The 21,449-nt window shown below is 51.4% G+C and carries 20 protein-coding genes; 8 read left to right on the top strand and 12 right to left on the bottom strand.

The features are described 5' to 3' along the window. Positions 1 to 171: 171 nt before the first annotated feature. The 3 genes from BN3003_RS09555 to BN3003_RS09545 are packed head-to-tail and all read right to left on the bottom strand — an operon-like array spanning position 172 to position 2,107. The gene (locus BN3003_RS09555) at positions 172 to 465 is read right to left on the bottom strand and encodes a chorismate mutase (protein WP_058356428.1); all 294 of its coding nucleotides are present in this window, start codon (positions 463 to 465) and stop codon (positions 172 to 174) included. A gap of 10 nt (positions 466 to 475) precedes the next feature. Continuing rightward, positions 476 to 1,531, bottom strand: coding sequence for a transaldolase (gene tal, locus BN3003_RS09550; RefSeq protein WP_058356427.1), 1,056 nt, complete (start codon positions 1,529 to 1,531; stop codon positions 476 to 478). 27 nt (positions 1,532 to 1,558) lie between these two features. Further along, on the bottom strand, positions 1,559 to 2,107 hold the full coding sequence (locus BN3003_RS09545) for a gamma carbonic anhydrase family protein (protein WP_199822583.1): 549 nt from the start codon (positions 2,105 to 2,107) through the stop codon (positions 1,559 to 1,561). 404 nt (positions 2,108 to 2,511) lie between these two features. Between BN3003_RS09545 and BN3003_RS09540 the strand changes: the two genes are divergently transcribed. From BN3003_RS09540 to BN3003_RS09525, 4 genes are all read left to right on the top strand, one after another. Further along, positions 2,512 to 3,555 carry an ABC transporter substrate-binding protein gene (locus BN3003_RS09540; protein WP_082625629.1) on the top strand — a complete coding sequence of 348 codons (1,044 nt, stop codon included), beginning with the start codon at positions 2,512 to 2,514 and terminating at the stop codon, positions 3,553 to 3,555. Positions 3,556 to 3,681: 126 nt separating this feature from the next. Further along, positions 3,682 to 4,587: an ABC transporter permease gene (locus BN3003_RS09535; RefSeq protein ID WP_058356425.1), complete on the top strand. Its 906-nt coding sequence runs from the start codon at positions 3,682 to 3,684 to the stop codon at positions 4,585 to 4,587. Further along, entirely contained in the window at positions 4,584 to 5,378 is a 795-nt protein-coding gene (locus BN3003_RS09530; protein WP_058356424.1) for an ABC transporter ATP-binding protein, read from the top strand. Before BN3003_RS09535 ends, BN3003_RS09530 begins: the two co-directional genes overlap by 4 nt. 142 nt (positions 5,379 to 5,520) lie before the next feature. Further along, positions 5,521 to 5,775 carry a DUF2798 domain-containing protein gene (locus tag BN3003_RS09525; RefSeq protein WP_058356423.1) on the top strand — a complete coding sequence of 85 codons (255 nt, stop codon included), beginning with the start codon at positions 5,521 to 5,523 and terminating at the stop codon, positions 5,773 to 5,775. A gap of 92 nt (positions 5,776 to 5,867) precedes the next feature. Here BN3003_RS09525 and BN3003_RS09520 read toward each other — a convergent pair whose 3' ends face one another. From BN3003_RS09520 to BN3003_RS09480, 9 genes are all read right to left on the bottom strand, one after another. Continuing rightward, the gene (locus tag BN3003_RS09520; protein WP_058356422.1) at positions 5,868 to 6,329 is read right to left on the bottom strand and encodes a DMT family transporter; all 462 of its coding nucleotides are present in this window, start codon (positions 6,327 to 6,329) and stop codon (positions 5,868 to 5,870) included. A gap of 61 nt (positions 6,330 to 6,390) precedes the next feature. Further along, on the bottom strand, positions 6,391 to 7,251 hold the full coding sequence (gene rpoH, locus BN3003_RS09515) for an RNA polymerase sigma factor RpoH (RefSeq protein WP_058356421.1): 861 nt from the start codon (positions 7,249 to 7,251) through the stop codon (positions 6,391 to 6,393). Positions 7,252 to 7,431: 180 nt separating this feature from the next. Beyond that, positions 7,432 to 8,724 carry a hypothetical protein gene (locus BN3003_RS09510; protein WP_058356420.1) on the bottom strand — a complete coding sequence of 431 codons (1,293 nt, stop codon included), beginning with the start codon at positions 8,722 to 8,724 and terminating at the stop codon, positions 7,432 to 7,434. Between the two features lie 78 nt (positions 8,725 to 8,802). Continuing rightward, on the bottom strand, positions 8,803 to 10,344 hold the full coding sequence (gene lnt, locus BN3003_RS09505) for an apolipoprotein N-acyltransferase (protein WP_058356419.1): 1,542 nt from the start codon (positions 10,342 to 10,344) through the stop codon (positions 8,803 to 8,805). Further along, positions 10,344 to 11,243, bottom strand: a complete 900-nt coding sequence (locus BN3003_RS09500) for a DUF808 domain-containing protein (protein WP_058356418.1) — start codon at positions 11,241 to 11,243, stop codon at positions 10,344 to 10,346. Before BN3003_RS09500 ends, lnt begins: the two co-directional genes overlap by 1 nt. Positions 11,244 to 11,263: 20 nt before the next feature. Continuing rightward, positions 11,264 to 12,097 carry an HlyC/CorC family transporter gene (locus tag BN3003_RS09495; RefSeq protein WP_058356417.1) on the bottom strand — a complete coding sequence of 278 codons (834 nt, stop codon included), beginning with the start codon at positions 12,095 to 12,097 and terminating at the stop codon, positions 11,264 to 11,266. Continuing rightward, complete coding sequence (ybeY, locus tag BN3003_RS09490; protein ID WP_058356416.1) at positions 12,097 to 12,609, bottom strand: rRNA maturation RNase YbeY; 513 nt, start codon at positions 12,607 to 12,609, stop codon at positions 12,097 to 12,099. The genes BN3003_RS09495 and ybeY overlap by 1 nt, the downstream gene beginning before the upstream one ends. Further along, positions 12,606 to 13,193: a DUF4126 domain-containing protein gene (locus tag BN3003_RS09485; RefSeq protein WP_058356415.1), complete on the bottom strand. Its 588-nt coding sequence runs from the start codon at positions 13,191 to 13,193 to the stop codon at positions 12,606 to 12,608. Before BN3003_RS09485 ends, ybeY begins: the two co-directional genes overlap by 4 nt. A 34-nt stretch (positions 13,194 to 13,227) precedes the next feature. After that, positions 13,228 to 14,229, bottom strand: a complete 1,002-nt coding sequence (locus BN3003_RS09480) for a PhoH family protein (protein WP_058356414.1) — start codon at positions 14,227 to 14,229, stop codon at positions 13,228 to 13,230. A gap of 248 nt (positions 14,230 to 14,477) precedes the next feature. Between BN3003_RS09480 and BN3003_RS09475 the strand changes: the two genes are divergently transcribed. The 4 genes from BN3003_RS09475 (at position 14,478) to BN3003_RS09460 (ending at position 21,273) form a co-directional block, all read left to right on the top strand. Beyond that, complete coding sequence (locus tag BN3003_RS09475; protein ID WP_058356413.1) at positions 14,478 to 15,545, top strand: efflux RND transporter periplasmic adaptor subunit; 1,068 nt, start codon at positions 14,478 to 14,480, stop codon at positions 15,543 to 15,545. A gap of 1 nt (position 15,546) precedes the next feature. Beyond that, positions 15,547 to 18,681 (top strand): efflux RND transporter permease subunit, encoded by a 3,135-nt coding sequence (locus BN3003_RS09470; RefSeq protein WP_058356412.1) that lies wholly within the window; start codon positions 15,547 to 15,549, stop codon positions 18,679 to 18,681. Between the two features lie 595 nt (positions 18,682 to 19,276). Next, a complete protein-coding gene (locus tag BN3003_RS09465) occupies positions 19,277 to 20,122 on the top strand; it encodes an RNA ligase family protein (RefSeq protein ID WP_058356411.1) in 846 nt (281 codons plus the stop codon). Then, complete coding sequence (locus tag BN3003_RS09460; RefSeq protein ID WP_108721522.1) at positions 20,119 to 21,273, top strand: AAA family ATPase; 1,155 nt, start codon at positions 20,119 to 20,121, stop codon at positions 21,271 to 21,273. Before BN3003_RS09465 ends, BN3003_RS09460 begins: the two co-directional genes overlap by 4 nt. Positions 21,274 to 21,449: the final 176 nt, after the last annotated feature.

Raw genomic sequence — 21,449 nt, 5'->3', positions numbered from 1 at the left:
GCTATTTTAACAAGAAAACCTATCGGATTGGAATCATTAATTTAATTTGCTAATTGGAACAGTTCTCATTTGTTTTCAATTGCTTAAATGAAAATAAATGCCATTTGTATTGTATAAAAGCGGCCTGTAAACGATTTACAGGCCGCTTTTGAGTGCCTGTGACGCAGGAATTTAATTTAAGTCTTTGAATTGCTTCGTTTCCCAAGCAATAAAGGCATCTATCATGGCAGTGAATACCGCCACCGCTACCTCGCTGCTCATGCCCAAAGCGGCCGCTTCTTGCGCCACTTGTTGCAAGATGGCGGCGCGGCGTTCAGGTGCGAGCACGGCGCTGACATCGGTTTTGAGCTCGGCCGCGCGTGCAACATAGTGTTGCCTTTGTGCCAACAATTGCAAAATACCGCTGTTCAATTGGTCGATTTCATCGCGCACTTGCGCCAGTGTTTGGCATTCCTGTGCTTGCATGGTGCGAACCTTAAGCGGTGATGTCCAAAATCTTGGCAAACGCGTCTTCAAATTGCTTTAAGCCATCGTCGCGCAAACGCAAGGCCAAGGCTTCGATGTCTATGCCCAAAGCCGCCACTTCGCTCAATACCTGTTGCGAGCTTGCTTGATGGCCATCCAAGCTGGCGCTGGCCGTGCCGTGGTCGATGAAGGCGTTCAAGGTTTTATCGGGCACGGTGTTGACGGTGTGGGCACCGATGAGTTCGTCCACATACAAGGTATCAGGATACGCTGGGTTTTTGGTGCCGGTAGACGCCCACAACAATTGCACCGCATGTGCGCCTGTTGCCGCCAAGTCTTGCCAAGTGGCGGTGGCTACAAATGCTTGCCAGTCGGCATAAGCAGAGCGTGCCAAAGCCAAGGCCACTTTGCCTTGTAAGTGTGCAGGCAGGCTGATGTCCAAAGCGGTATCAACGCGTGACAAGAAGAAGCTTGCGACCACGGCGATTTTATCCACCGGCAAGCCTTGTTCTAAGCGCTGTTTCAAGCCTGCTGCATGGGCGTTTAAAATCGCAGCCAATACTTGGCGCGAGAAGATTAAGGTCATGTTGACATTGATGCCAGCTGCCACCAATTCGGTCAACGCGGTAATACCAGCTTCGGTCGCAGGCACTTTAATCATCGCGTTCGGTTGGTTAATCGCATGCCATAAGCGGCGGCCTTCGGCCACGGTGCCAGCAGCATCGTGCGCCAAGGCGGGCGACACTTCCAAGCTCACCATGCCGGCCTGACCATTGCCCGCTTGATAGACAGGCAAACACACCAAACAGGCATTTTTCACATCGGCGATGGCCAAGGTTTCATAGCGGCTTTTGGCATCCAAGTCTTGCTGCTTTAAGGCCGCTAATTCTTCGGTATACAAGGCATCGTTTTGAAATGCTTGTTGGAAGATGGCTGGATTAGAAGTAATGCCCATCACGCCATCGGCCAGTTTGCTAGCCAATTCCCCAGACTGAATCAAAGAACGTGACAAACTGTCCAGCCAAATTTGCTGACCCAGTGCCGCCACTTGTTGTAATTTTGTCATGTTTCATCCTATTGCGGTGTTGTGTGCTTAGGCTTGTGGCCGCAGCGTTTGTTGGTGTTGTGTGGCTACTTTAACATAATGTTTTGCAGAATAGGCTAAGAACGCTATTTCATCGTCGGTGAGTGGGCGCACTTGTTTGACCGGCGAGCCGACATACAAATAGCCGCTTTCCAAGCGCTTGCGCGCCGGCACCAAACTGCCAGCGCCTATCATCACATCGTCTTCAATGATGGCGTCGTCCAAGATGGTGGTTTTCATGCCCACCAGCACGCGATTGCCGATGCGACAGCCATGCAGCATCGCTTGGTGGCCGACGGTGACATCGTCGCCGATGATGAGGGGAGAGCCTTCGGGTTTGGCGGCATTTTTGTGCGACACATGCAGCATGGCCAAATCTTGCACATTGCTGCGTGCACCAATGCGGATGTAATTCACATCGCCACGGACCACGGCCATAGGCCACACCGAACTGTCGGGCCCCAACACCACGTCACCAATGATGACACAGCTAGGATCGATGAATACCGCCGCATCGGTTTGCGGATGGCTGTCTAAAAAAGGTCGTATGTTGTTCATCATTGTTTTCATGTTAAGTGAGGTTACAGGCCGCATCTGTCAGCACTCAGTTCGGGCTGCGATGCCGCTAAGATTTAGACGACATTAAATTAAGCTCAATAAAACAGCAAATAAGCGATAAGTATGATTCTTGCGAAACGATAAAGCTTATTAGCATATTATATTATTTATCTTAAAATCATTGGTTGATTTTATTTTTATCTTGATATTTAATAAACATTAATAATAATTTACGTGATAAACACACTGAGTTGGCCTGTGTCGGCTTGGCTTAAATTACTTTAGAATAAGCCAGCTTTTTAGCAGCAGCATGACAATGTGGTGAAAACACGAACGACAAAAACGAGTAGCACTCGCACAGTCTGTGCTGACCAATCATCAACGAGAAATAGAAGGACTTTAACGTGGCCAAATTTGCGCAAACATTCATTTTATCTGCCATTGCCAGTGTGACTTTGGCTGCTTGTGGTGGTGCTGAAACCAAACCAGCCGAACCTGCTGCAGCAAGCAAACCTGCCGCCAGCGCCAGCGGTGCAGCGCCTGCCGCCGATGGCACACCTAAACGCGTGGCCATTACAGCGATTGTAGAACATCCTGCTTTGGATGCGGTTCGCAAAGGTGTGGAAGAACAATTGGCGGCCGATGGCTACAAAGTCGGCACCAACTTGACCATCGATTTCCAAAGCGCGCAAGGCAATACCGCTACTGCCGGTCAAATTGCCAAAAAATTCGCCGGCGACAAACCTGACGTGATTGTGGCCATTGCCACCCCTAGCGCGCAATCTGTCGTTGCCGCTACCCGTGAGGTGCCAGTGGTGTTTGCCGCAGTAACCGATCCTGTGGCCGCTAAATTGGTGACGTCTTGGGAGCCTTCTGGCACCAATGTGACCGGTGTGTCTGACGAATTGCCATTGGAACCACAAATCGATTTGATGAAAAAATTGGTACCAAATGTGAAAGCTGTCGGCTATGTCTATAGCCCAGGCGAAGTGAATTCAACCGTGATTTTGGAAAAATTGAAAACCCAGTTGAAAACCCAAGGCATCGAAGTTATCGGCGCGCCTGCACAACGCACTACCGATATTTCTACTGCGGCCAATAGCCTGGCTGGCAAAGTACAAATGATTTACACCACCACCGACAACAACGTCGTGTCTGGTTATGAATCTTTGTACAAAGTGGCGGTAGCAAACAAGATTCCTTTGTTGGCTTCTGACACCGATACCGTGAAACGCGGCGCTTCTGCGGCTTTGGGCGTGAACTACCACGACATGGGCATGCAAGCCGGTAAAATCGTCACCCGCATTTTGAAAGGTGAAAAACCAGGTACGATTGCCACTCAAAAAATGGAAAAATTGGACTTGTTCGTGAATCCTAAAGCGGCGCAAACCCAAGGCTTCACCATCCCTGAAGAATTGGTGAAATCTGCCAAAGAAGTGATTCAATAAATCACTGTCGCCTCGTAAAAAGAACTGCCAACTGAAGACAGCAGCATTCCCTTTGGTTGGCATTTTTGATTCAGGCCGCTTACCCAGCGACTTGCATCTGTATTTAACCGACAAAAGAAGATCCTTATGTCCATGATAGCTTTGTTTGGGGCCTTAGAAACCGGCCTCATTTACGCCTTGGTTGCGTTGGGGGTGTACATCTCCTTCCGCATCCTTGATTTCCCCGATTTGACTGCCGATGGCTCTTTCCCTTTGGGTGGTGCTGTGTGCGCGGTGTGCATCGTCAACGGTGTTAATCCGTGGTTGGCTTGTGGCTTGGCCATCATCGCTGGCGGCTTGGCCGGCATGCTCACGGCGTGGATGCATGTGTCGCTGAAAATCCTACAATTGCTGGCCGGTATTTTGGTGATGGTGGCTTTGTATTCGGTGAATTTGCGCATCATGGGTTCGCCTAACGTGCCGTTGATTGGTGAGCCCAGCGTTTACAGCGGCTTTATCGGTGACAAATTTGACAGCCAATTTTGGATACAGCCTTTGGTCATCTTCGGTTTTGTCATCGTGGCCAAATTCTTCATGGACTGGTTCTTCTCTACCCAAATTGGTTTGGCGATGCGTGCCACTGGCGCGAATGCGCGCATGGCGCGAGCTCAAGGTGTGGCCACCAATAAAATGGTGATTTTGGGCATGGCTTTGTCCAATGGCTTGATTGCTTTGGGCGGCGCTTTGTTTGTACAAACCCAAGGCGGTGCTGACATTTCCATCGGTATCGGTACCATCGTCATCGGTTTGGCGGCGGTGATCATCGGCGAAACCTTAATCCCATCGAAAAAATTCCTCATCATCACCTTGTCGGTGGTGGTCGGTGCGGTGTTATACCGTTTGTTCATCGCCTTGGCTTTGGGCAGCGAAACCTTGCGCAACATCGGTTTTGGTCCGCAAGACTTGAACTTGGTGACTGCCTTATTGGTGGTATTGGCCTTGCGCTTTCCGCAAATCAAATCCTTCTTTAAGAAAATGGGGAAAGCATCATGATGCAGGCCAAAGACTTACGTCTGACTTTTAATCCCGGTACACCGGTTGAAAATCCCGCTTTGCGCGGCATGAGTTTGAGCATTAACGAGGGCGAATTCGTTACCGTTATCGGCTCGAATGGCGCAGGCAAATCGACGTTTTTGAATTCCATCTCTGGCGACTTGTTGGTCGATACCGGCAGCATCACCATTGATGGCCAAGACGTGACCCGTTTGCCAGCTTACAAGCGTGCGCATTTGGTGGCGCGTGTGTTCCAAGACCCGATGGCGGGCACTTGCGAAGCGCTCACCATCGAAGAAAACATGGCTTTGGCCTTAAACCGTGGCAGCAAACGCGGCCTGAAACTGGCTTTGGACAAAGACAAGCGCGAGTTATTCCGTGAAAAACTGTCCATCTTGCAATTGGGCTTGGAAAACCGCTTGCCTGACCGCATGGGTTTGCTCTCTGGCGGTCAACGCCAAGCGGTGAGCCTGTTGATGGCGGCGATGCAGCCGTCGAAAATCCTGTTATTGGACGAACACACCGCCGCACTCGACCCGAAGACTGCCGCGTTTGTGTTGGAATTGACCGATAAAATCATCACCGAAAACAAATTGACGGCGATGATGGTGACGCATTCGATGCGCCAAGCCTTGGACCATGGTCATCGCACCGTGATGTTGCACCAAGGGCGGGTGATTTTCGATGTGGCTGGTGAAAAACGCGCCAGCATGGACGAAGCCGGTTTAATCAGTTTGTTCCACCAAACCAGCGGCGAAAAACTGTCGGATGATGCGTTGCTATTGAGCTAATGCGGTTTTCGAGGCTGAGCACATGACGCCTTAGGTAGATTATGGTATAAAGTCTCTAATAATGAGAAACAAGCGGCCTGTAAGCCTTTTTACAGGCCGCTTCATATTGAATATGGCACAGAAATGCCGAGAGGAAAGTAATATGGGTGAGTCGAAATTCAGTTTGCGCGTGGTGCCAGCGAAATATGGCGCCTTGGTGATGCCGTTTTTATTGTCCATCATCATGACGTGCGTGGTGTCGTTGGTGAGCACTTTGCGCGGCGTTGGCTTTGATGGTTTCTCGATGATGCTGTGGCTCAGCGCGTGGCTGACTTCGTGGGTTGTGGCGTTTCCAGTATTGCTGTTGGCCTTGCCGTTGGTGAAACGTTTAACTGGTATGTTGGTGAAGCTGAAGTAAGACTGAAATAGATTAGGATAAAAAACAAGCGGCCTGTAAATGTGTTTGGAACATTTACAGGCCGCTTTTATACGGTGTTTAAAGTGAATGGATTAAGACTTCAAGACTTTGTGGCCAAAGAAGAACACCACCATGCCGAGCATGACGATGACCAAACCCAAGACTTTGCTCAAGTCTATCGGCTTGATGGGCATGCCCAAGAAGCCGTAGTTGTCGATGAGCAAACCTGCCAACAATTGGCCGATGATGATGAACAACAGCATATTGGCCACGCCCACTTTCGGCGCCACAATGATGCTGGAGCAGACCAAAAACGCGCCCATGATGCCGCCGGTCCACTTCCACCACACTTGCTGTGGCATGATGCTGATGCTGCCGAATTGGCCTTTGGCCACGGTAATGGCAAACAGCAATACCGTCCCGACCAAGAAAGACACGAAAGCCGCCATCAAAGGCTGGCCGTTCAGCGATTTGCCCAGCTGGCTGTTGACCGCCGCTTGGGTAGATAACAAAGAGCCAGCGATAAACGCCATGCCCAAAAACATCCATTGCATGTGTGTGTTCCTAACAGAAAAAGGCGTCCTGAAAACAGGACGCCTCATTAAAAATCATGGTTTAAGCTGCAACCGCATCGCCTAAGAAACCGCGCAATTTTTGCAAGGCTTTGGCTTCAATTTGACGAATGCGCTCAGCAGACACGCCATAAGTGGCGGCCAAATCGTGCAAAGTCAAACCACCATCGTCTTGCAACCAACGTGATTCGACGATGTGGCGTGAACGGTCATCCAATTGTGACAACGCGCCTTGCAAGCCTTCGGTTTGCAACTGGTGATGCGCTTGTTGCGCCAACATTTGGGTTGGTTCGCTGTCGTTGTCGGTCAACCAATCAATGGGCGCGAAGCTGTTTTCATCGTCATCGTTTTCCGCCAACAAAGCCACGTCTTTACCGGTCATGCGTTGTTCCATCTCGAATACTTCCGAGAGTTTCACGCCCAAATCGTCGGCAATTTGCTGTGCTTCAACATCGCTCAAAGCATTCATGTTTTTACGCATGCTGCGCAAGTTGAAGAACAATTTGCGTTGTGGTTTGGTGGTGGCAACACGCACCAAACGCCAGTTGCGCAAAATGAATTCGTGGATTTCAGCTTTAATCCAGTGTACTGCAAAAGAAAACAAACGCACGCCACGGTTTGGCTCAAAGCGTTTTACGGCTTTCATCAGGCCGATATTGCCTTCTTGAATTAAATCGGCTTGGTTCAAACCATAGCCATCATAACCACGGGCAATCGATACCACCACGCGCAAGTGCGCCAAAATCAATTTTTTGGCAGCTTCCAAGTCGTCTTCTAAGGCGTGGCGTTGAGCCAAATCATGCTCTTCCTCAGCACTCAGCAAAGGGATGCTGTTCACAGTGTGAATGTACTGCTCCAAAGTGGCATGACCGCTTGGTACAGGCAAAGCAAAAGCTTGATTCATCAATTTTTGTCCTTATCTTAATAGTGTGACAAACACAACTTTCAAAGTTTAGCATAAAACACGCCAACTCTCGGCGCTGTCACATAAATTTAACTTTTATTAAGACACTTAGCAAGTTTAATAGTTTCATTAAATTAAGTAAAATCTTAAGTATATTTTATTTCAATAAAATTCAATGGTTTAGAGTTTAAATGGGTTGGCGTAAGTTTGTGTGGCAGGAAACTGTAATCTTAAGCTATCCAGCGCGGCTTGCATGCGCTGGCGCATTTCGTCCATGATGGTATCGGCACTGATATCAGGATGCTGCTTGAGCATAGCTTGCACATCGATTGGCTCGCAGGCGCGGATGTGGGCGATGCGGCCGGCGACAGGGCGCGGCACAAAATGGTGTAAGGTGTTGCGCCAGCCTTTTTTCAAATAATCATTGCGCAAACGCTTGATGCACTCGGCGATGTTTTCTTGGCTCCAACGTTCGGCAGAATAAGCGGCTTTGGGCGTGCGCAGCAAGCGTTGCAATTCACGGCGTTTGCGCACCGTCATCGTGTCCAGCGGTTTGCCTTGTTTTTCATCGCGGCGGATGGCGCGCAATAATTGGCGGCTTTGCTCTTCGGTGTCACCAGCGAACGTGCCAAAACGGTGTTGCAAATCTTGGTTGATGCGGCTTAATAAGGCATCGCGTAAATCAAAATAATTCAGCCCAGTGGGGGCGATGTAGCCCAAATAGGTGTGGGTTTGTTTGAGCACATCGCGGTGCAGCTTGGCCAAACGCAGCGGCAAGGCCAGATGTGGCTGTGCGGGCAAACCCAATTGCTGTTCTACATAAGCGAGCTCTTGCATCAGTTCGCGGCTGACATTGCGAGTAAAGCGCAGCTTCCATACGATGGGTTGGATGAGCACGGTTTTTTCAGGCCGCTCTTGTGCCAATTCCAGTGCCATTTGCGCGGCGCCATGAAACAAGGGATTGATGTAATCGCTTTGCCACAATACTTGTCCCTCTGGATGCAGCAATACTGGCGTGCCAGTGGCGGCGGCGTGTTTGGAATAGCTCAGCGCGGCTTCAGTGTCGCCCGGAACTTGGGCAATCAAATGGTTGGCCAGCCAGAATTTCTGCCCCCATTTGCCCATGCCGTTGACGATGCTGTGGGTGGCCCAATTGGCGGTCAGTGGGGCATAGCGGCTGGCAATTTCTTTGTCCAACATCCAATCGGTAAAGAATTCGGGATGGTTGGGGGTGATGAAGCTGGCATTGTCGCCATTCATGGCAAACGCCAATAAGGCTTTGGAGGCATCGTCTAAGTCGATTTGGCGGATGTCGCACAACCCGCGCACAATGGGCAAACGGCTCAGATACGGAATATCGCGCAGCAGCGGGATGCCTTTGAGATTGACCAAGCGGTTAAACGGTATCAGGGCGCGTATCAAACCCGCGTTGGGTTGGGGCGTGACAAAGGTGTTTAAACGTGATGAGCCCATGATGTGCATCCTGTGTAGTAGAAGGTGGGTTTTAAAGCGGCCTGTAAACACCGTATTGGGTTTACAGGCCGCTTGCAGTCAATGGCGGTATTGCAAGCGGCGTGCCCATGCATACAATAACAGCAATAAGACGCTAAAGACGATGGCCAATGGCCAAGTACTGCCTAAGTGCATATACGGTGTTAAGCCTTGATACCCTTGGACCTCAACCATCAACACTTGCTCAGTATCGCGCGGCGCCAAAGCGGTGATGTGGCCTTGTGGGTCTACCACGGCGGTTAAGCCAGTATTGGTAGAGCGCACCATGTAGCGACCCAATTCCAGCGCCCGTGCTTGCGATTGCTGCAATTGCAAATCCATGGCATGCGAGCTGCCATACCACGCCATATTGCTGATGTTGGACAGCAAGGTTGAGTCTTTGGCCGAGGCGACCAAATCATCACCAAAACTGTCTTCGTAGCAAATATTAAATGCAATGCGTTGGTTGGCCAATTGTAGCGGCGCTTGGCCATTGCCGCCTTCGCTAAAGTCGGCCAAAGGCATGTGCATCAAGCCATACAGCCAATCTGTGAACACCGGTTTGAATTCGCCAAATGGCACCAAATGGTCTTTGCTGTATGAAGGCAAAGGTTTATCGGCTTGCTCTGGATCGAAGTCACTCAGATTGATGACCGAATTCAAGTATTGGCGGCCTGTAGGCGTGTATTGCGGGATGCCCATCGCCAAAGCGGCATTATTGCGTTTGGCGGTGCTGGCAAACTGTTCTAACAAGCCATCGGGCAAGTCTTGGCGCATCACTGGTATGGCGGTTTCCGGCAAAATCACGATGTCGGCTTGGGTTTTCGCCACCATGTCGTAATAGGTTTGGATGGTGTGTTGAAACGCTTCTGGGTCCCACTTCATGCTTTGTTCGATATTGCCTTGTAACAAAGCCACTTTAGCAGTGCTGCCGTCGGCGTGTGTCCATTGTTGTTGTCCCAAACCCCAACCGACGGCGATGACCAATACTGCGACAGCAATGTGCACGGCTTTTTGCCACCACGGTTTGCACAGAATCAACGCTGCTACGGCGGCGCTGACCAAGGCAGTGGCCCAAGTGACCAGAGCGATGCCACTGATGGGAGCGTAAGCGGCCAGCGGTGAAGCGGCAATTTGGCTGTAACCGATGGCGCCCCAGCCAAAGCCGGTTAAGGCACGCTCACGGATGAATTCGGTCAGCGTCCATGCCAAGGGAAACACCAACAGCAAGCGCCACACCACCGGTAAGCGGATTTTTTCACACAACCAAATCGTCAAAGTCGGGTAGAGCGCCAAATAAGCGGGCAGCAAAGCCGTGAGCGGAATTGAGATGTATAAGGGCAAGCCGGCGATGTCGTGCAAGGCGGTATTGATCCAATAACACTGCACAAAATACGCCAGCAAGGCCCACACATACACCATGCGCAAACGGTATGGCTGGTATTTCACCGCCACCACCAGCATGGCCGCCATCAAGATGGGCATCAGCCAATACAAGCGATACGGCGCATAGGCAAACGGCGTCAACAATGCCGTTACCACCATAACAAACCAGCCCCAAACGGGGCTGGTGCGAGCAAATAAACCTTGGGTAGACACCATTAATGAGCTGCCTTTGCACCACGTAAACTGTTAATCAAATTCACCACCCACACGATGATGCCGCCAACAATGGCACCGACCAACACATCCAAGCCGTGTACCACCAAAAATTTCACCACGCCTGAAAATTGTGCATCCAAATCATGGGAAATGTGTGCCAAGAAAGGGAGGTTGTGCACGATGATGGAGCCACCGACCAAGAACATCGCTGCGGTGCCGGCGATGGTCAAGAAACGCATCAAATACGGGGTGGCATTGATGAGGAAGGCTCCGAATTTTTTGGCCACAGCAGAAGGTTTGTGTTTCAACCAAAAACCGACATCGTCCATTTTGACGATGCCCGCCACCAAGCCATACACACCAATCGTGAACACAATGCTGATGACTGCCAAGGCCACCGCCTGTTGCAAAATCGGCTTATCGGCCATGGAACCCAAGCTGATGGCAATGATCTCAGCCGACAAAATAAAGTCGGTGCGAATGGCACCTTTGATTTTGCCTTTTTCGTCAAAAGCAACATCGGCCACCGTATCGGCACTGTGGGTGGCATCGTGCTTGTGGCGCATCTTGTGGATGCTGTGCAAGACTTTTTCCACTCCCTCAAAAGCCAAAAAAGCACCGCCGACGATTAACACAGGGCCAATCAAAAAAGGCAGAAAGTAAGACAAGGCCAAGAACAAAGGCACCAAAATGACTTTGTTCCAAAAAGACCCTTTGGCCACCGCCCACACAATGGGCAATTCACGGTGGGCGGCCGAGCCAGCTACTTGCTCGGCATTCAAAGCCAAATCATCGCCCAATACCCCAGCGGTTTTTTTGGCCGCCACTTTGGTCATGACCGATACATCGTCTAAAACAGTGGCTATGTCGTCCAATAACAGCAATAAAGATCCTGCCATACACTCTCTCTGTCTACAATTTAAACTGGGTTAGGGGTAACCAATAGCACATGCAAGCGGCGTGCATCTGCACGGGCGATGGTGAACAACCATTTGCCGATGGCGATTTTTTCACCGCGCTGTGGCAAGCGCCCAAATTCTTGGATGACCAAGCCGCCTATGGTGTCGGCTTCTTCATCGGAGTAATCGGTTTTGAAATAGTCGTTGAAGTCTTCAATCTCAGTGGTGGCATTGACGCGGAAACGCTCAGGATTGATGGCAAAGATTTGGTCTTCGCTGTCGTCCAAGTCGAATTCGTCTTCAATGTCGCCCATGATTTGTTCAGACACGTCTTCTAAGGTGATCAAGCCCGATACACCACCGTATTCGTCGATGACGATGGCCATGTGATTGCGCTCGGTACGGAAGTCTTTGATCACATTGTTTAAGGCTTTGCTCTCGGGCACAAACAAGGCAGGACGCAGCACTTGTTTGAGTTGGAATTGTTCGGGTTGGCCAAAATAACGCAACAAGTCTTTGGCATGCAAGATGCCCAAGATTTCGTCTTTGTCCTCACCGATCACAGGAAAGCGCGAGTGCGCGGTTTCTTGGATGTAAGCGATGATGCGCTCTATGCTGTCGCTGGCTTTGATGACGTCCATTTGGCTGCGTGTCACCATCACATCGCGCACCTCCATGTCACCAAAATCGAGCACATTTTCCAACAATTGCAAAGTATCGCTGTCTACGGCCTCATTTTCGGCAGCAGCGCGCAACACTTCTAAAATTTCATCTGCATTTTCCGGTGTGTCATTGCTCAAGCGGCTCAACACCCGTTCAAAAAAATTCGGTTTCTTCGCCGAACCATCGTCCATTATTGTTCATCCTGTGAATAAGGGTTGTCATATCCTAACTGATGCAAGATGCGAATTTCAAGCGCTTCCATCTCTTCAGCTTCATCGTCTTCGATGTGATCGAAGCCAATTAAGTGCAACATACCATGTACGGTTAAGTGTGCATAATGTTCTTGCACGGTTTTGCCTTGTTCTGCGGCTTCTTTTTCCACCACTTGTGGGCAGATGATTAAGTCGCCGTACAAGGTATCAGCGGCCTGTAAGGCAAATTCATCTAACTCGTCTTGGGCAAAGCTCAACACATTGGTGGCATAGTCGCGGCCGCGGTAATCGCGGTTATACGCTTGCGCTTCATCGGCATCGAGCAAGACCAAGCTGATTTCGGCTTTGCGGTAAAACGGCTTCATCGCCTGCCATGCCCAGCGAAAAAAATCGGCATCGCTGGGTACTTCGGCGCTGGAGGCGTTGTCCACGTTAAATTGCAGACGTTGGTGTTGTATTTTTAAGAATGGGAATGATTTTGCTTGTTTCATAAAGTCGTGGTTTCAGGGCGCCCTACGGCACGGAAGTGCTGCACCGAACGCCATATTTTGTACATAATAAATGCAAGGATGATGACGGCGATGACCGCCAATACGGGGAAAAATATCGCCAAAAACGACATAAACGCCGCGCTGACGGTTTCCCAAATCGAGAAAATCGGATTGGCCACGCCGCCGGTGGTGGCAGTCGAGACCGCGCGGCCGCCAGCGTTAACGCCTTTAATCACGGCCGCCGCACCGCCACCACCGATGATGGCCAGAGCCCATGTCACCGCAGGATTCAAATCAGCCATGGTGGAAGCCATGACGGCGGTGCCGGCCACGCCCGCCAACGGCACGGCGAGGGGATCGAGCAAATTGTCGAACCAAGGGATCAAATAGGCCAAGGCTTCAGCGATACAGGCCGCTGCCAAAATCATCAAGGCAAACGGTGAGGCCAGCCATTGCCATTGCTCGTTCAAAGGCCAGACTTGGAAATACGAGGCCAGACTGAGGGCAAACAAAGGCACAAACACCCGAAAGCCGGCCGCCGCGGCCAAGCCTATGCCCAAAGCAATGCTGATCAAGCTTTCCATGCTGTCTTCCTTTGCGTTCGCTTTAATTCTTTAATTAGTTGGATGAATCATTGCCATCGGCCGCGTCGTAAGCCTCAACGATTTTTTGCACCAACGGGTGGCGTACCACGTCTTCACTGGTGAACACATGGAAATACAGGCCTTTAACTTCGGATAATTTTTCACGCGCATCGCGCAAGCCCGATTTGATGTGGCGCGGCAAATCCACTTGGCTTAAGTCACCAGTAATCACCGCTTTGGCACCAAAGCCGATGCGGGTTAAGAACATTTTCATTTGTTCGGGGGTGGTGTTTTGCGCCTCGTCCAAAATCACATACGCCGAATTCAAGGTGCGACCGCGCATATAGGCCAGTGGCGCAATTTCAATCAAGCCTTTTTCCAATAGTTTGCTGACGCGGTCGAAACCCATTAAATCGTACAAAGCATCGTACAGTGGGCGCAAATACGGGTCGACTTTTTGTGCCAAATCGCCGGGCAAGAAACCGAGTTTTTCGCCGGCTTCTACCGCTGGTCGCACCAATACGATACGGTCAACCAAATGGCGCTCCATCGCATCGACAGCGGCGGCCACAGCCAAATAGGTTTTGCCGGTACCGGCAGGGCCCAAGCCAAACACCACATCGTGGTTGTGCAAGGCTTTGATGTAGCCATTTTGACGCGGGGTGCGGCCTGTAAGATTGCCACGACGGGTGCGGAAGCTGTATTGCTGTTTCTCATCATAAGGCTGCTCGCGTTCGCGCTCGCGAAACTCGTGCTGCACTTGTTCATTCACTTGCTGGGCCTTGGCCGCCACCACCGCCAACTGTATGTCGGTGTCGGTCAAGTCGCGCTGTTCGGCCAAACTCAATAATTGTTGTAAACACGCCAGCCCCACCGACGCATCTTCACCGCGGATGAGCAAGGCATCAGCGGCGCGGCGGATTTCCAGATTCAAACTTTTGCTTAAGGCATCGAAATTGGCACCCAACGGCCCTGATAAGCGTTGCAGGGTCAATTGGTCTTGCGTGTCTAAAGAAAAAGTCACAGAGGCATTCATACGGTTTCCTTGGCTAGAGTCTCCATTTTATCACAGCCGACTGCTGCATCTGCAGTGGATGATGGTGCAGACCAAGCAGCGCACTGGTGCTTGGAATGTGCAATAGTCCGCTGCGGTGGATTCATTTCAAGGTAGAATCTGCTTTCAAAATGTGATTGATGCGGCCTGTAAACCGATATCACTTGTACTTACAGGCCGCTTACCTCTTCAGAGTGATGGATGTGATGCAAAGTAAAAGACGAATCTGGATGTGCGCATTGTTGCTGGTATTGGCGGCGTGTGGCAAAAATGACAATGCGGCGAAATCACCACAAGTGGTGAGCAAACAATTGTCGGCCGCCGATGTGTTGACGGTGCAAGCGCAAGACTTTGCCCAAGTGGTGGCCTTTACCGGCTCTTTAAAGCCCATCAAAGAAGCCACAGTCAGCGCCGAATCGGGCGGGACGGTGAGCAATGTGTTGGTGGACGAGGGCAACGCGGTTGAAGCTGGGCAAGTGGTGGCGGTATTGGACAACCAATCGGTGCGCGAAAGCCTGCAAGCGCAGCGCGCGCAAGTGCAAAACAGCCAAGCCAATTTGGATTTGGCCGCCACCAAACTCAAGCAACAGCAAGTGTTGTTTGGCAAAGGCTTTGTGTCGAAATTGGCACTGGAGCAGGCGCAAAACGAATACAAAGTGGCTTTGGGTAGCCACAAAGCGCAGCAAGCGGAATTGGCCAAATTGAACAAGAATCAGGCCGATGCCCAAGTGCGTGCGCCCATCAGTGGCGTGGTTTACGACAAATTGGTCAATAACGGCGAGCTGGTGAATGCGGGCGGGCAAATCTTGAAAATCGCCCAAACCAAGGTATTGGAAATTGCCGCCACGGTGTCGGCTGAGCAAGTGACGTTCGTCAAAGTTGGTCAAGAAGTGAGTTTTACCGTTGCCACGGGTGCACCTGTGCAAACTGGTCACATCGTGCGCATCAATCCGGTGGCCGATGCCAGCACACGCCAATTCACAGTGTTTATCCATGTGCCCAACGCCAATGGCGATTTAAAAGCCGGCCAATTCGCTCAAGGCAATATTGTGTTAAACCGCGTGGCGCAAGCCTTGGTGGTGCCTGAAACGGCGATACATCAAGCCGATGGCAAAGAATTTGTGTATGTGGTGAGCCAAGGCAAGTTAAATAAGCGGCCTGTAACATCGGTATTGAAAGATGCCACCACTGCGCGCGTGGCAGTAGAGGGTTTACAGGCCGGCGACGCGGTATTGCGAACGGAGTTGTTGGGCATCAAAGTGGGCGATACCGTGAAACTGCCTGTGGCGGAGAAATGATATGTGGCTAACCCGCCTCAGTGTGAACAATCCGTATTTTGCTGCGGTATTGGTGTTGGCAACCGTGGTCTTGGGCATTTTTTCCATCTTCAAATTGCCGGTAGAAGCCTTTCCCGATGTGCGTTTTCCGGTGGCGATGGTGTCGACCACTTACGAAGGCGCGTCGCCTGAGGTGGTGGAAAGCGATGTGTCCAAGCCGATAGAAGAGGCTTTGAACACGATTAACGGCATCAAAAACATCCGCTCTTACTCGTTTGAAGGCTCATCGGTGGTCATTGCCGAATTTGAATTGGATGTGGACACGGCCAAATCGGTGCAAGACGTGCGCGACAAAGTCGGCGCGGTCGGTGGCTCGTTTGACCGAGATATCGACACGCCGGTGGTGTCGGAATTCAATCCCATGGACGAATCCATGCTCAGCGTGGCCTTGGGCACAGACCAAGTCAGCCTGCGCGAATTGACCGACTGGACCGACAATACCTTGAAAAAACGCTTACAAACCGTAATGGGTGTGGGCGAGGTGGAAATCGTCGGTGGCACCGAGCGGCAAATCACCGTGGCGGTAAAACCTGAACAATTGCGCAGCCTGAATGTGAACATCGCCGATGTGAATGCGGCCATCGCCGCTGCCAATCGCGATTACCCATCGGGCACGGTGCGCCAGCAAGGCAATGAAATCGCCATCCGCGTGACCGGCAAGATTAAAAAACCGGAAAGCTTTGCCAATATTGTGGTGGCCAACCGCGATGGCAGCTTAATCCGGGTGCGCGATGTGGCCGAGGTCAGCGATGGCATCGCCGAAGCCACCAGTATCGCCACTTTGAATGGCAAACCGGCGGTGTCGCTGAACATCCGTGCCACCCGTGGCGCCAATGTGGTCGAGGTGGCCGATGGCGTGAAAGCGATGCTAGATGAGGAAATCAAGCGCGGGCCGCCGGATTTGAAAGTGGTGTATACCTACGACCAATCTGACGACATCCGCAACTCGGTCAATGAGGTGCGCGATACCTTAATCGAAGGCGTGTTGCTGACGGTGTTAATCGTGTTTTTGTTCTTGGGCACATGGCGCTCGACTGTGATTACCGGCTTGACCTTGCCGGTGTCGCTCATCGGCGCGATGTGGGCAATTTCTTTAATGGGTTTCACCATCAATTTGATGACGCTGATGGCGCTGTCGCTGGCCATTGGTTTGCTCATTGACGATGCGATTGTGGTGCGGGAAAACATCGTGCGCCATGTGCAATTGGGCAAAAGCCATTATCAGGCCGCTTTGGACGGTACCCAAGAAATCGGTTTGGCGGTATTGGCGACCACGTTTTGTATCGTGGCGGTGTTTTTGCCCATCGGTTATATGGATGGCATCATCGGCAAATTCTTCCACCAATTTGGTTTGACGGTGGCAGCGGCGGTGGTGATTTCGACGGTGGTGTCTTTGAGTCTGGACCCGATGCTGTCGAGCATATGGCACGACCCGAAACATGGCAAGCGCGGCTTCATCGGCCGTGCGGTTGACCGTTTTGACCGCTGGATAGACGATGTGGCCGAGCGCTATACCGGTTGGGTGCGCTGGTGTTTGCACCATCCGATTAAGGTATTGGCGGTGGTAACGGTGATGATGTTGGCGAGTTTTGCCTTGGTCGGCTCGGGCATGGTTGGTGGTGAGTTCATGCCGCAACAAGACCGAGGCAAAATTAAGGTGGCGTTCAAAACCGCCACCGGCTCGACCTTGGAATACACCACCCAAAAAACCACCGAAGTGCGCAATGCCATTGGCCATTTCCCCGAGGTCAAAAGCGTGGCCGCCGACATTGGTGCGGCAGGTTTTGGCAATGGCAAGACCAACAGTTCGCTCAGCATAGATGTCGGCGATAAAAACCAGCGTGAGCGCGATGTGCACCAATTGATGCGCGACATGCGCGTGGAATTGGACAAAATCGCTGGCATAGAAATCACCTCAATTGAAGCGATGGGGCAGGCTGGCCCAGGCGGTAAAGTGGTCAATGTCGGTTTGCGCGGCAGCAACAGCGAGGATTTGACCGCAGCGGCCAAACAAGTGGAAGCGGCGCTGGCGAAAATCCCCGGCGTTACCGACATTGAAAACAGCGAATCCGATGCTGACCCATCGTTAGACGTGTTGATCGATCGCGATGCGGCGGCGGCCTTGGGCATTAATTTGGCGACTTTGGGCGACACCTTGAAAACCCTGTACGCCGGCAGCAAAGCCTCGAGCTGGGAAGCGCCCGATGGCAACAGCTACGATGTGCAATTGCGCATCCCACAAGGCACGCGCAGCGCCGATTTGCTCAAACAAACCACCATCCCCACCACCGGCAGCGATGGCCAAGTGCACATGGTCAGTTTGGACACCATCGCCACCATCAAGCCGGGTGTGAGTCCGCGCCAGATTAACCGCATCAATTTGCAGCGCGAAATCAGCCTCACTGCCAATATTGGCGCGGGTTATAACAACAGCGAGGTATTCAGCCAAATCGACGCCTTCAAATCCGAATTGCAATTGCCCAGCAGCGTGACCTTGGTGCAAGAAGGCGCGAGCCGCGACATGCAAGAATCGGGCATGTATGCGCTGCAAGCCTTGGCCTTGGGCATTATTTTCATCTATCTGATTTTGGTGGCGCAGTTCCGCAGCTTCACCTTGCCGATTACCATCATGATGTCCTTGCCACTGATTTTCATTGGTGTGTTTGTGGCGCTGTGGCTCACGAGCAACACGCTCAATATGTTCTCCATCATTGGCATCGTGATGTTGATGGGTTTGTCGGCCAAAAACGGCATTTTGCTGGTCGATTTCATCAACCATGCGCGTTTGAATGTGGGCATGGACAGATTGGAAGCGATTGTTGAAGCGGGCAAAGTGCGTTTGCGCCCGATTGTGATGACCAGTTTGGCGATGATATTCGGCATGTTGCCGTTGGCTTTGGGTAACGGCGAAGGTTCGGAAACGCGCCAAGCGATGGCTTATGCCATCATCGGCGGCCTGATTACGTCGACGGTGTTGACGCTGATTGTGGTGCCGATTGTGTATGTGTATTTGGACAATACCCGCAGCTGGATACACAAAACCATACGCCGCTTTAACCATCATGATGGCGGTAATCATCCGTCTGCGTCGGCATAATGCAACAGCGGCCTGTAAGGGTTTACAGGCCGCCTCAAGTGTTTTGTAACCATTATTTTGAGTATTACGGTCTGGTTTTATCAGGGCAGACATTCTCGTTTTACATTCAAGCCATAGGTAGGATAAGCGACCTGTAAGCACTTACAGGCCGCATTCAGAGCTGATAACAATTATTTTAAGACGTAGCCATCTGGTTTTATCCGAACAGACATACTCTTGATGCATACAAGATACAGGCACGGATAAGCGGTCTATCAATGTTTACAGGCCGCATCATGCAGTCTGTAAAACCCTGCTTAAGAGATAGTGCTGAAATGGTTGTTTTCAGGCATACATCAGCACCCTCGCTGTTGCACATCGCCCACACCTACGGCCTGTGATATGCCTGTGGATTTTACAGGCCGCCTCTAGAGCCTCTATACTGCGCTCCCATTACTCCAACCCTTTTATTTGGATAGATTTCTCTATGCCACGTTTACACATTCAACCGAATTAAACGACGCATTCTTTTAGGATGCGTGTGTGTTCTGCACCATCCTCTCCCCGCAGCAGCCACTTTATCGCTCTTGGTTCGGTCTTACGAAAGAACCAAATCATGACTTTATTGAAATACCCGCGCACGCCGCATTTGCAAGGCTCAGGTCTCGCTGCCGGCGACAAAGAAACCATTCCTTATAAACACCTTACAGGCCGGCACATTGTGGTGGAAGAAAAACTCGATGGCGCCAATGTCGGCATCAGTTTTGAGCAAGAGGTGTTGCATTTGCAATCGCGTGGCCATTATTTGAATCTGCACCAAGTGGGCGGGCGCGAGCGCCAGTTCAATTATTTTAAATTGTGGGCAAAAACCCATGAAACAGCCTTACAGGCCGCATTGGGTCATCGCTACATCGTCTACGCCGAATGGCTGTACGCCAAACACTCGGTGTTTTACGATGCCTTGCCGCATTGGCTGTGCGAATTTGATGTCTACGACCGCGAGCGACATGTGTTTTTGGACACGCCAATGCGGCAACAATTGCTACAACCGTTGCCAGTACTATCGGTGCCGGTGTTATACCAAGGCATCGCGCCCAAATCCTTGGTGTCCTTGCAAGCGTTGATACAGCCTTCGCTGGCGAAAACCGCTACATGGAAACACCAGTTTGCGGCCGCTTGTGCGCGCGCAGATTTGGATGAGGCCTTGTGCTGGCAACAAACTGACCATGCCGATGCCGCAGAAGGTTTGTACATCAAAGTGGAGGAGCACGGCCAAGTGCTGGAGCGCTATAAATTGGTGCGCGCCGATTTCGTGCAAACGCTGTTGGATTCTGGCTCGCACCACAGCGAACGGCCCATTGTGGTCAATGGTTTGCGCGCTGGCGTGGATATTTACGCGCCAGAATTGCCGAAAGATTGGTTACAGGCCGCCAGTGGAGAGACCGGTGGAGAGAGCGCATGAAAAATGATATGACTGCACGCATTCATGCCTTGTTTCAAGGCGACACGGTCGATTTTGCCGCCTGTTTAAATCTCTTCCCTGTATTGGAGCAAGCCAAAACCACGCCGCAAGAGCCGCTGTACCATGGTGAAGGCGATGTGTGGACGCACACGCAAATGGTGGTCAACGCCTTGTTAGCAGATGTGGATTTTGCCGCATTGACGGCAGCGCAGCAGCGACAGGTATTTTTGGCGGCTTTGCTGCACGATGTGGCCAAATACCGCACCACTGTGGTGGATGAGCACGGACGCATCAGCCAGCCGGGTCACTCGAAAAAAGGCGCTTTGGATGCGCGCATTTTATTGTGGGAATTGGGTTTGCCCATGCTTGAGCGCGAAGCCATTTGCCGCATGATTGCCGTGCACCAAGTGCCGTTTTTTGCATTTGAAGTCAACCGCCATGGCCGCACCCCGCTGTGGTTGTGCCATCAATTGTCGTGGCTGACCGACATGCATTTGCTCAATATGTTGGCCACGGCCGACATGCGTGGGCGTGTGTGTGCGGACAAAAGTCGTGCCTTGGACAACATCGCTTTATTAAAGGAGTTGGCGCAAGAAGAGGGCTGTTACCGCACGCCCAAAGTCTTTGCCAATGTCCACACGCGTTTGCGCTATTTCCAAGGCCATGAAGTCTATCCCGAGTTTGCCTTACAACTGCCGCAAGGCAGTCGGGTGATGCTGATGTGCGGCTTGCCTGCCAGTGGCAAAAACACGTGGGTGGCCGCGCATGCTGCGGGTTTACCGGTATTGTCTTACGATGACACCCGCCAGCACTTGGGATTGAAATACGGCGCGAATGAAGGTTTGGTGGCGCAAACCGTGCTCAATCAAGCCAAAGCTTATTTGCGCAAGCGGCAGGATTTTGTTTGGAATGCCACCCATTTGTCGACGCAAATGCGCCAGAAAAACCTCGATGTGTGTTTGGCCTACGATGCGCATGTGCGCGTGGTGTATGTGGAGGCGGATAAGGCAACTTTGCTGCAACGCAATCACGCCCGCGACAGCAGTTTGAGCAATGGCAAATTGCTGCAAATGCTCAAGCACTGGGAAGTGCCCAGTGCATTGGAGGCACATCAATTGGAGGTGTATGCAAGTGGTGAGGTGCGCGCGTAAAGACCTATTGATTTTTTAATATGCGGCCTGAACTTGTTGTTTTAAAACAACGATTTCAGGCCGCATTTGAGCGGGTTTGTGCAAGCTGCAACACAGTCTGCCATTTTGTGTTGATGTAAGTGCCTAAACACTATAATTTTTTCGTAAAAATGCTATGATTGCCGAACTTCTTTGTA

This window comes from Vitreoscilla massiliensis (assembly GCF_001457815.1).
Classification (GTDB): domain Bacteria; phylum Pseudomonadota; class Gammaproteobacteria; order Burkholderiales; family Neisseriaceae; genus Vitreoscilla; species Vitreoscilla massiliensis.
The sequence above is the reverse complement of the archived record's forward strand: the minus strand, read 5'-3'. Positions and strand labels throughout refer to the sequence as shown.

Excerpts from the sequence above, each read along its gene's own strand:
- BN3003_RS09555 (WP_058356428.1), bottom strand. The coding sequence starts at position 465 with ATGCAAGCACAGGAATGCCAAACACTGGCGCAAGTGCGCGATGAAATC.
- tal (WP_058356427.1), bottom strand. The coding sequence starts at position 1,531 with ATGACAAAATTACAACAAGTGGCGGCACTGGGTCAGCAAATTTGGCTG.
- BN3003_RS09545 (WP_199822583.1), bottom strand. The coding sequence starts at position 2,107 with ATGAACAACATACGACCTTTTTTAGACAGCCATCCGCAAACCGATGCG.
- BN3003_RS09535 (WP_058356425.1), top strand. The coding sequence starts at position 3,682 with ATGTCCATGATAGCTTTGTTTGGGGCCTTAGAAACCGGCCTCATTTAC.
- BN3003_RS09530 (WP_058356424.1), top strand. The coding sequence starts at position 4,584 with ATGATGCAGGCCAAAGACTTACGTCTGACTTTTAATCCCGGTACACCG.
- BN3003_RS09525 (WP_058356423.1), top strand. The coding sequence starts at position 5,521 with ATGGGTGAGTCGAAATTCAGTTTGCGCGTGGTGCCAGCGAAATATGGC.
- BN3003_RS09520 (WP_058356422.1), bottom strand. The coding sequence starts at position 6,329 with ATGCAATGGATGTTTTTGGGCATGGCGTTTATCGCTGGCTCTTTGTTA.
- rpoH (WP_058356421.1), bottom strand. The coding sequence starts at position 7,251 with ATGAATCAAGCTTTTGCTTTGCCTGTACCAAGCGGTCATGCCACTTTG.
- BN3003_RS09510 (WP_058356420.1), bottom strand. The coding sequence starts at position 8,724 with ATGGGCTCATCACGTTTAAACACCTTTGTCACGCCCCAACCCAACGCG.
- lnt (WP_058356419.1), bottom strand. The coding sequence starts at position 10,344 with ATGGTGTCTACCCAAGGTTTATTTGCTCGCACCAGCCCCGTTTGGGGC.
- BN3003_RS09500 (WP_058356418.1), bottom strand. The coding sequence starts at position 11,243 with ATGGCAGGATCTTTATTGCTGTTATTGGACGACATAGCCACTGTTTTA.
- BN3003_RS09495 (WP_058356417.1), bottom strand. The coding sequence starts at position 12,097 with ATGGACGATGGTTCGGCGAAGAAACCGAATTTTTTTGAACGGGTGTTG.
- ybeY (WP_058356416.1), bottom strand. The coding sequence starts at position 12,609 with ATGAAACAAGCAAAATCATTCCCATTCTTAAAAATACAACACCAACGT.
- BN3003_RS09485 (WP_058356415.1), bottom strand. The coding sequence starts at position 13,193 with ATGGAAAGCTTGATCAGCATTGCTTTGGGCATAGGCTTGGCCGCGGCG.
- BN3003_RS09480 (WP_058356414.1), bottom strand. The coding sequence starts at position 14,229 with ATGAATGCCTCTGTGACTTTTTCTTTAGACACGCAAGACCAATTGACC.
- BN3003_RS09475 (WP_058356413.1), top strand. The coding sequence starts at position 14,478 with ATGTGCGCATTGTTGCTGGTATTGGCGGCGTGTGGCAAAAATGACAAT.
- BN3003_RS09470 (WP_058356412.1), top strand. The coding sequence starts at position 15,547 with ATGTGGCTAACCCGCCTCAGTGTGAACAATCCGTATTTTGCTGCGGTA.
- BN3003_RS09465 (WP_058356411.1), top strand. The coding sequence starts at position 19,277 with ATGACTTTATTGAAATACCCGCGCACGCCGCATTTGCAAGGCTCAGGT.
- BN3003_RS09460 (WP_108721522.1), top strand. The coding sequence starts at position 20,119 with ATGAAAAATGATATGACTGCACGCATTCATGCCTTGTTTCAAGGCGAC.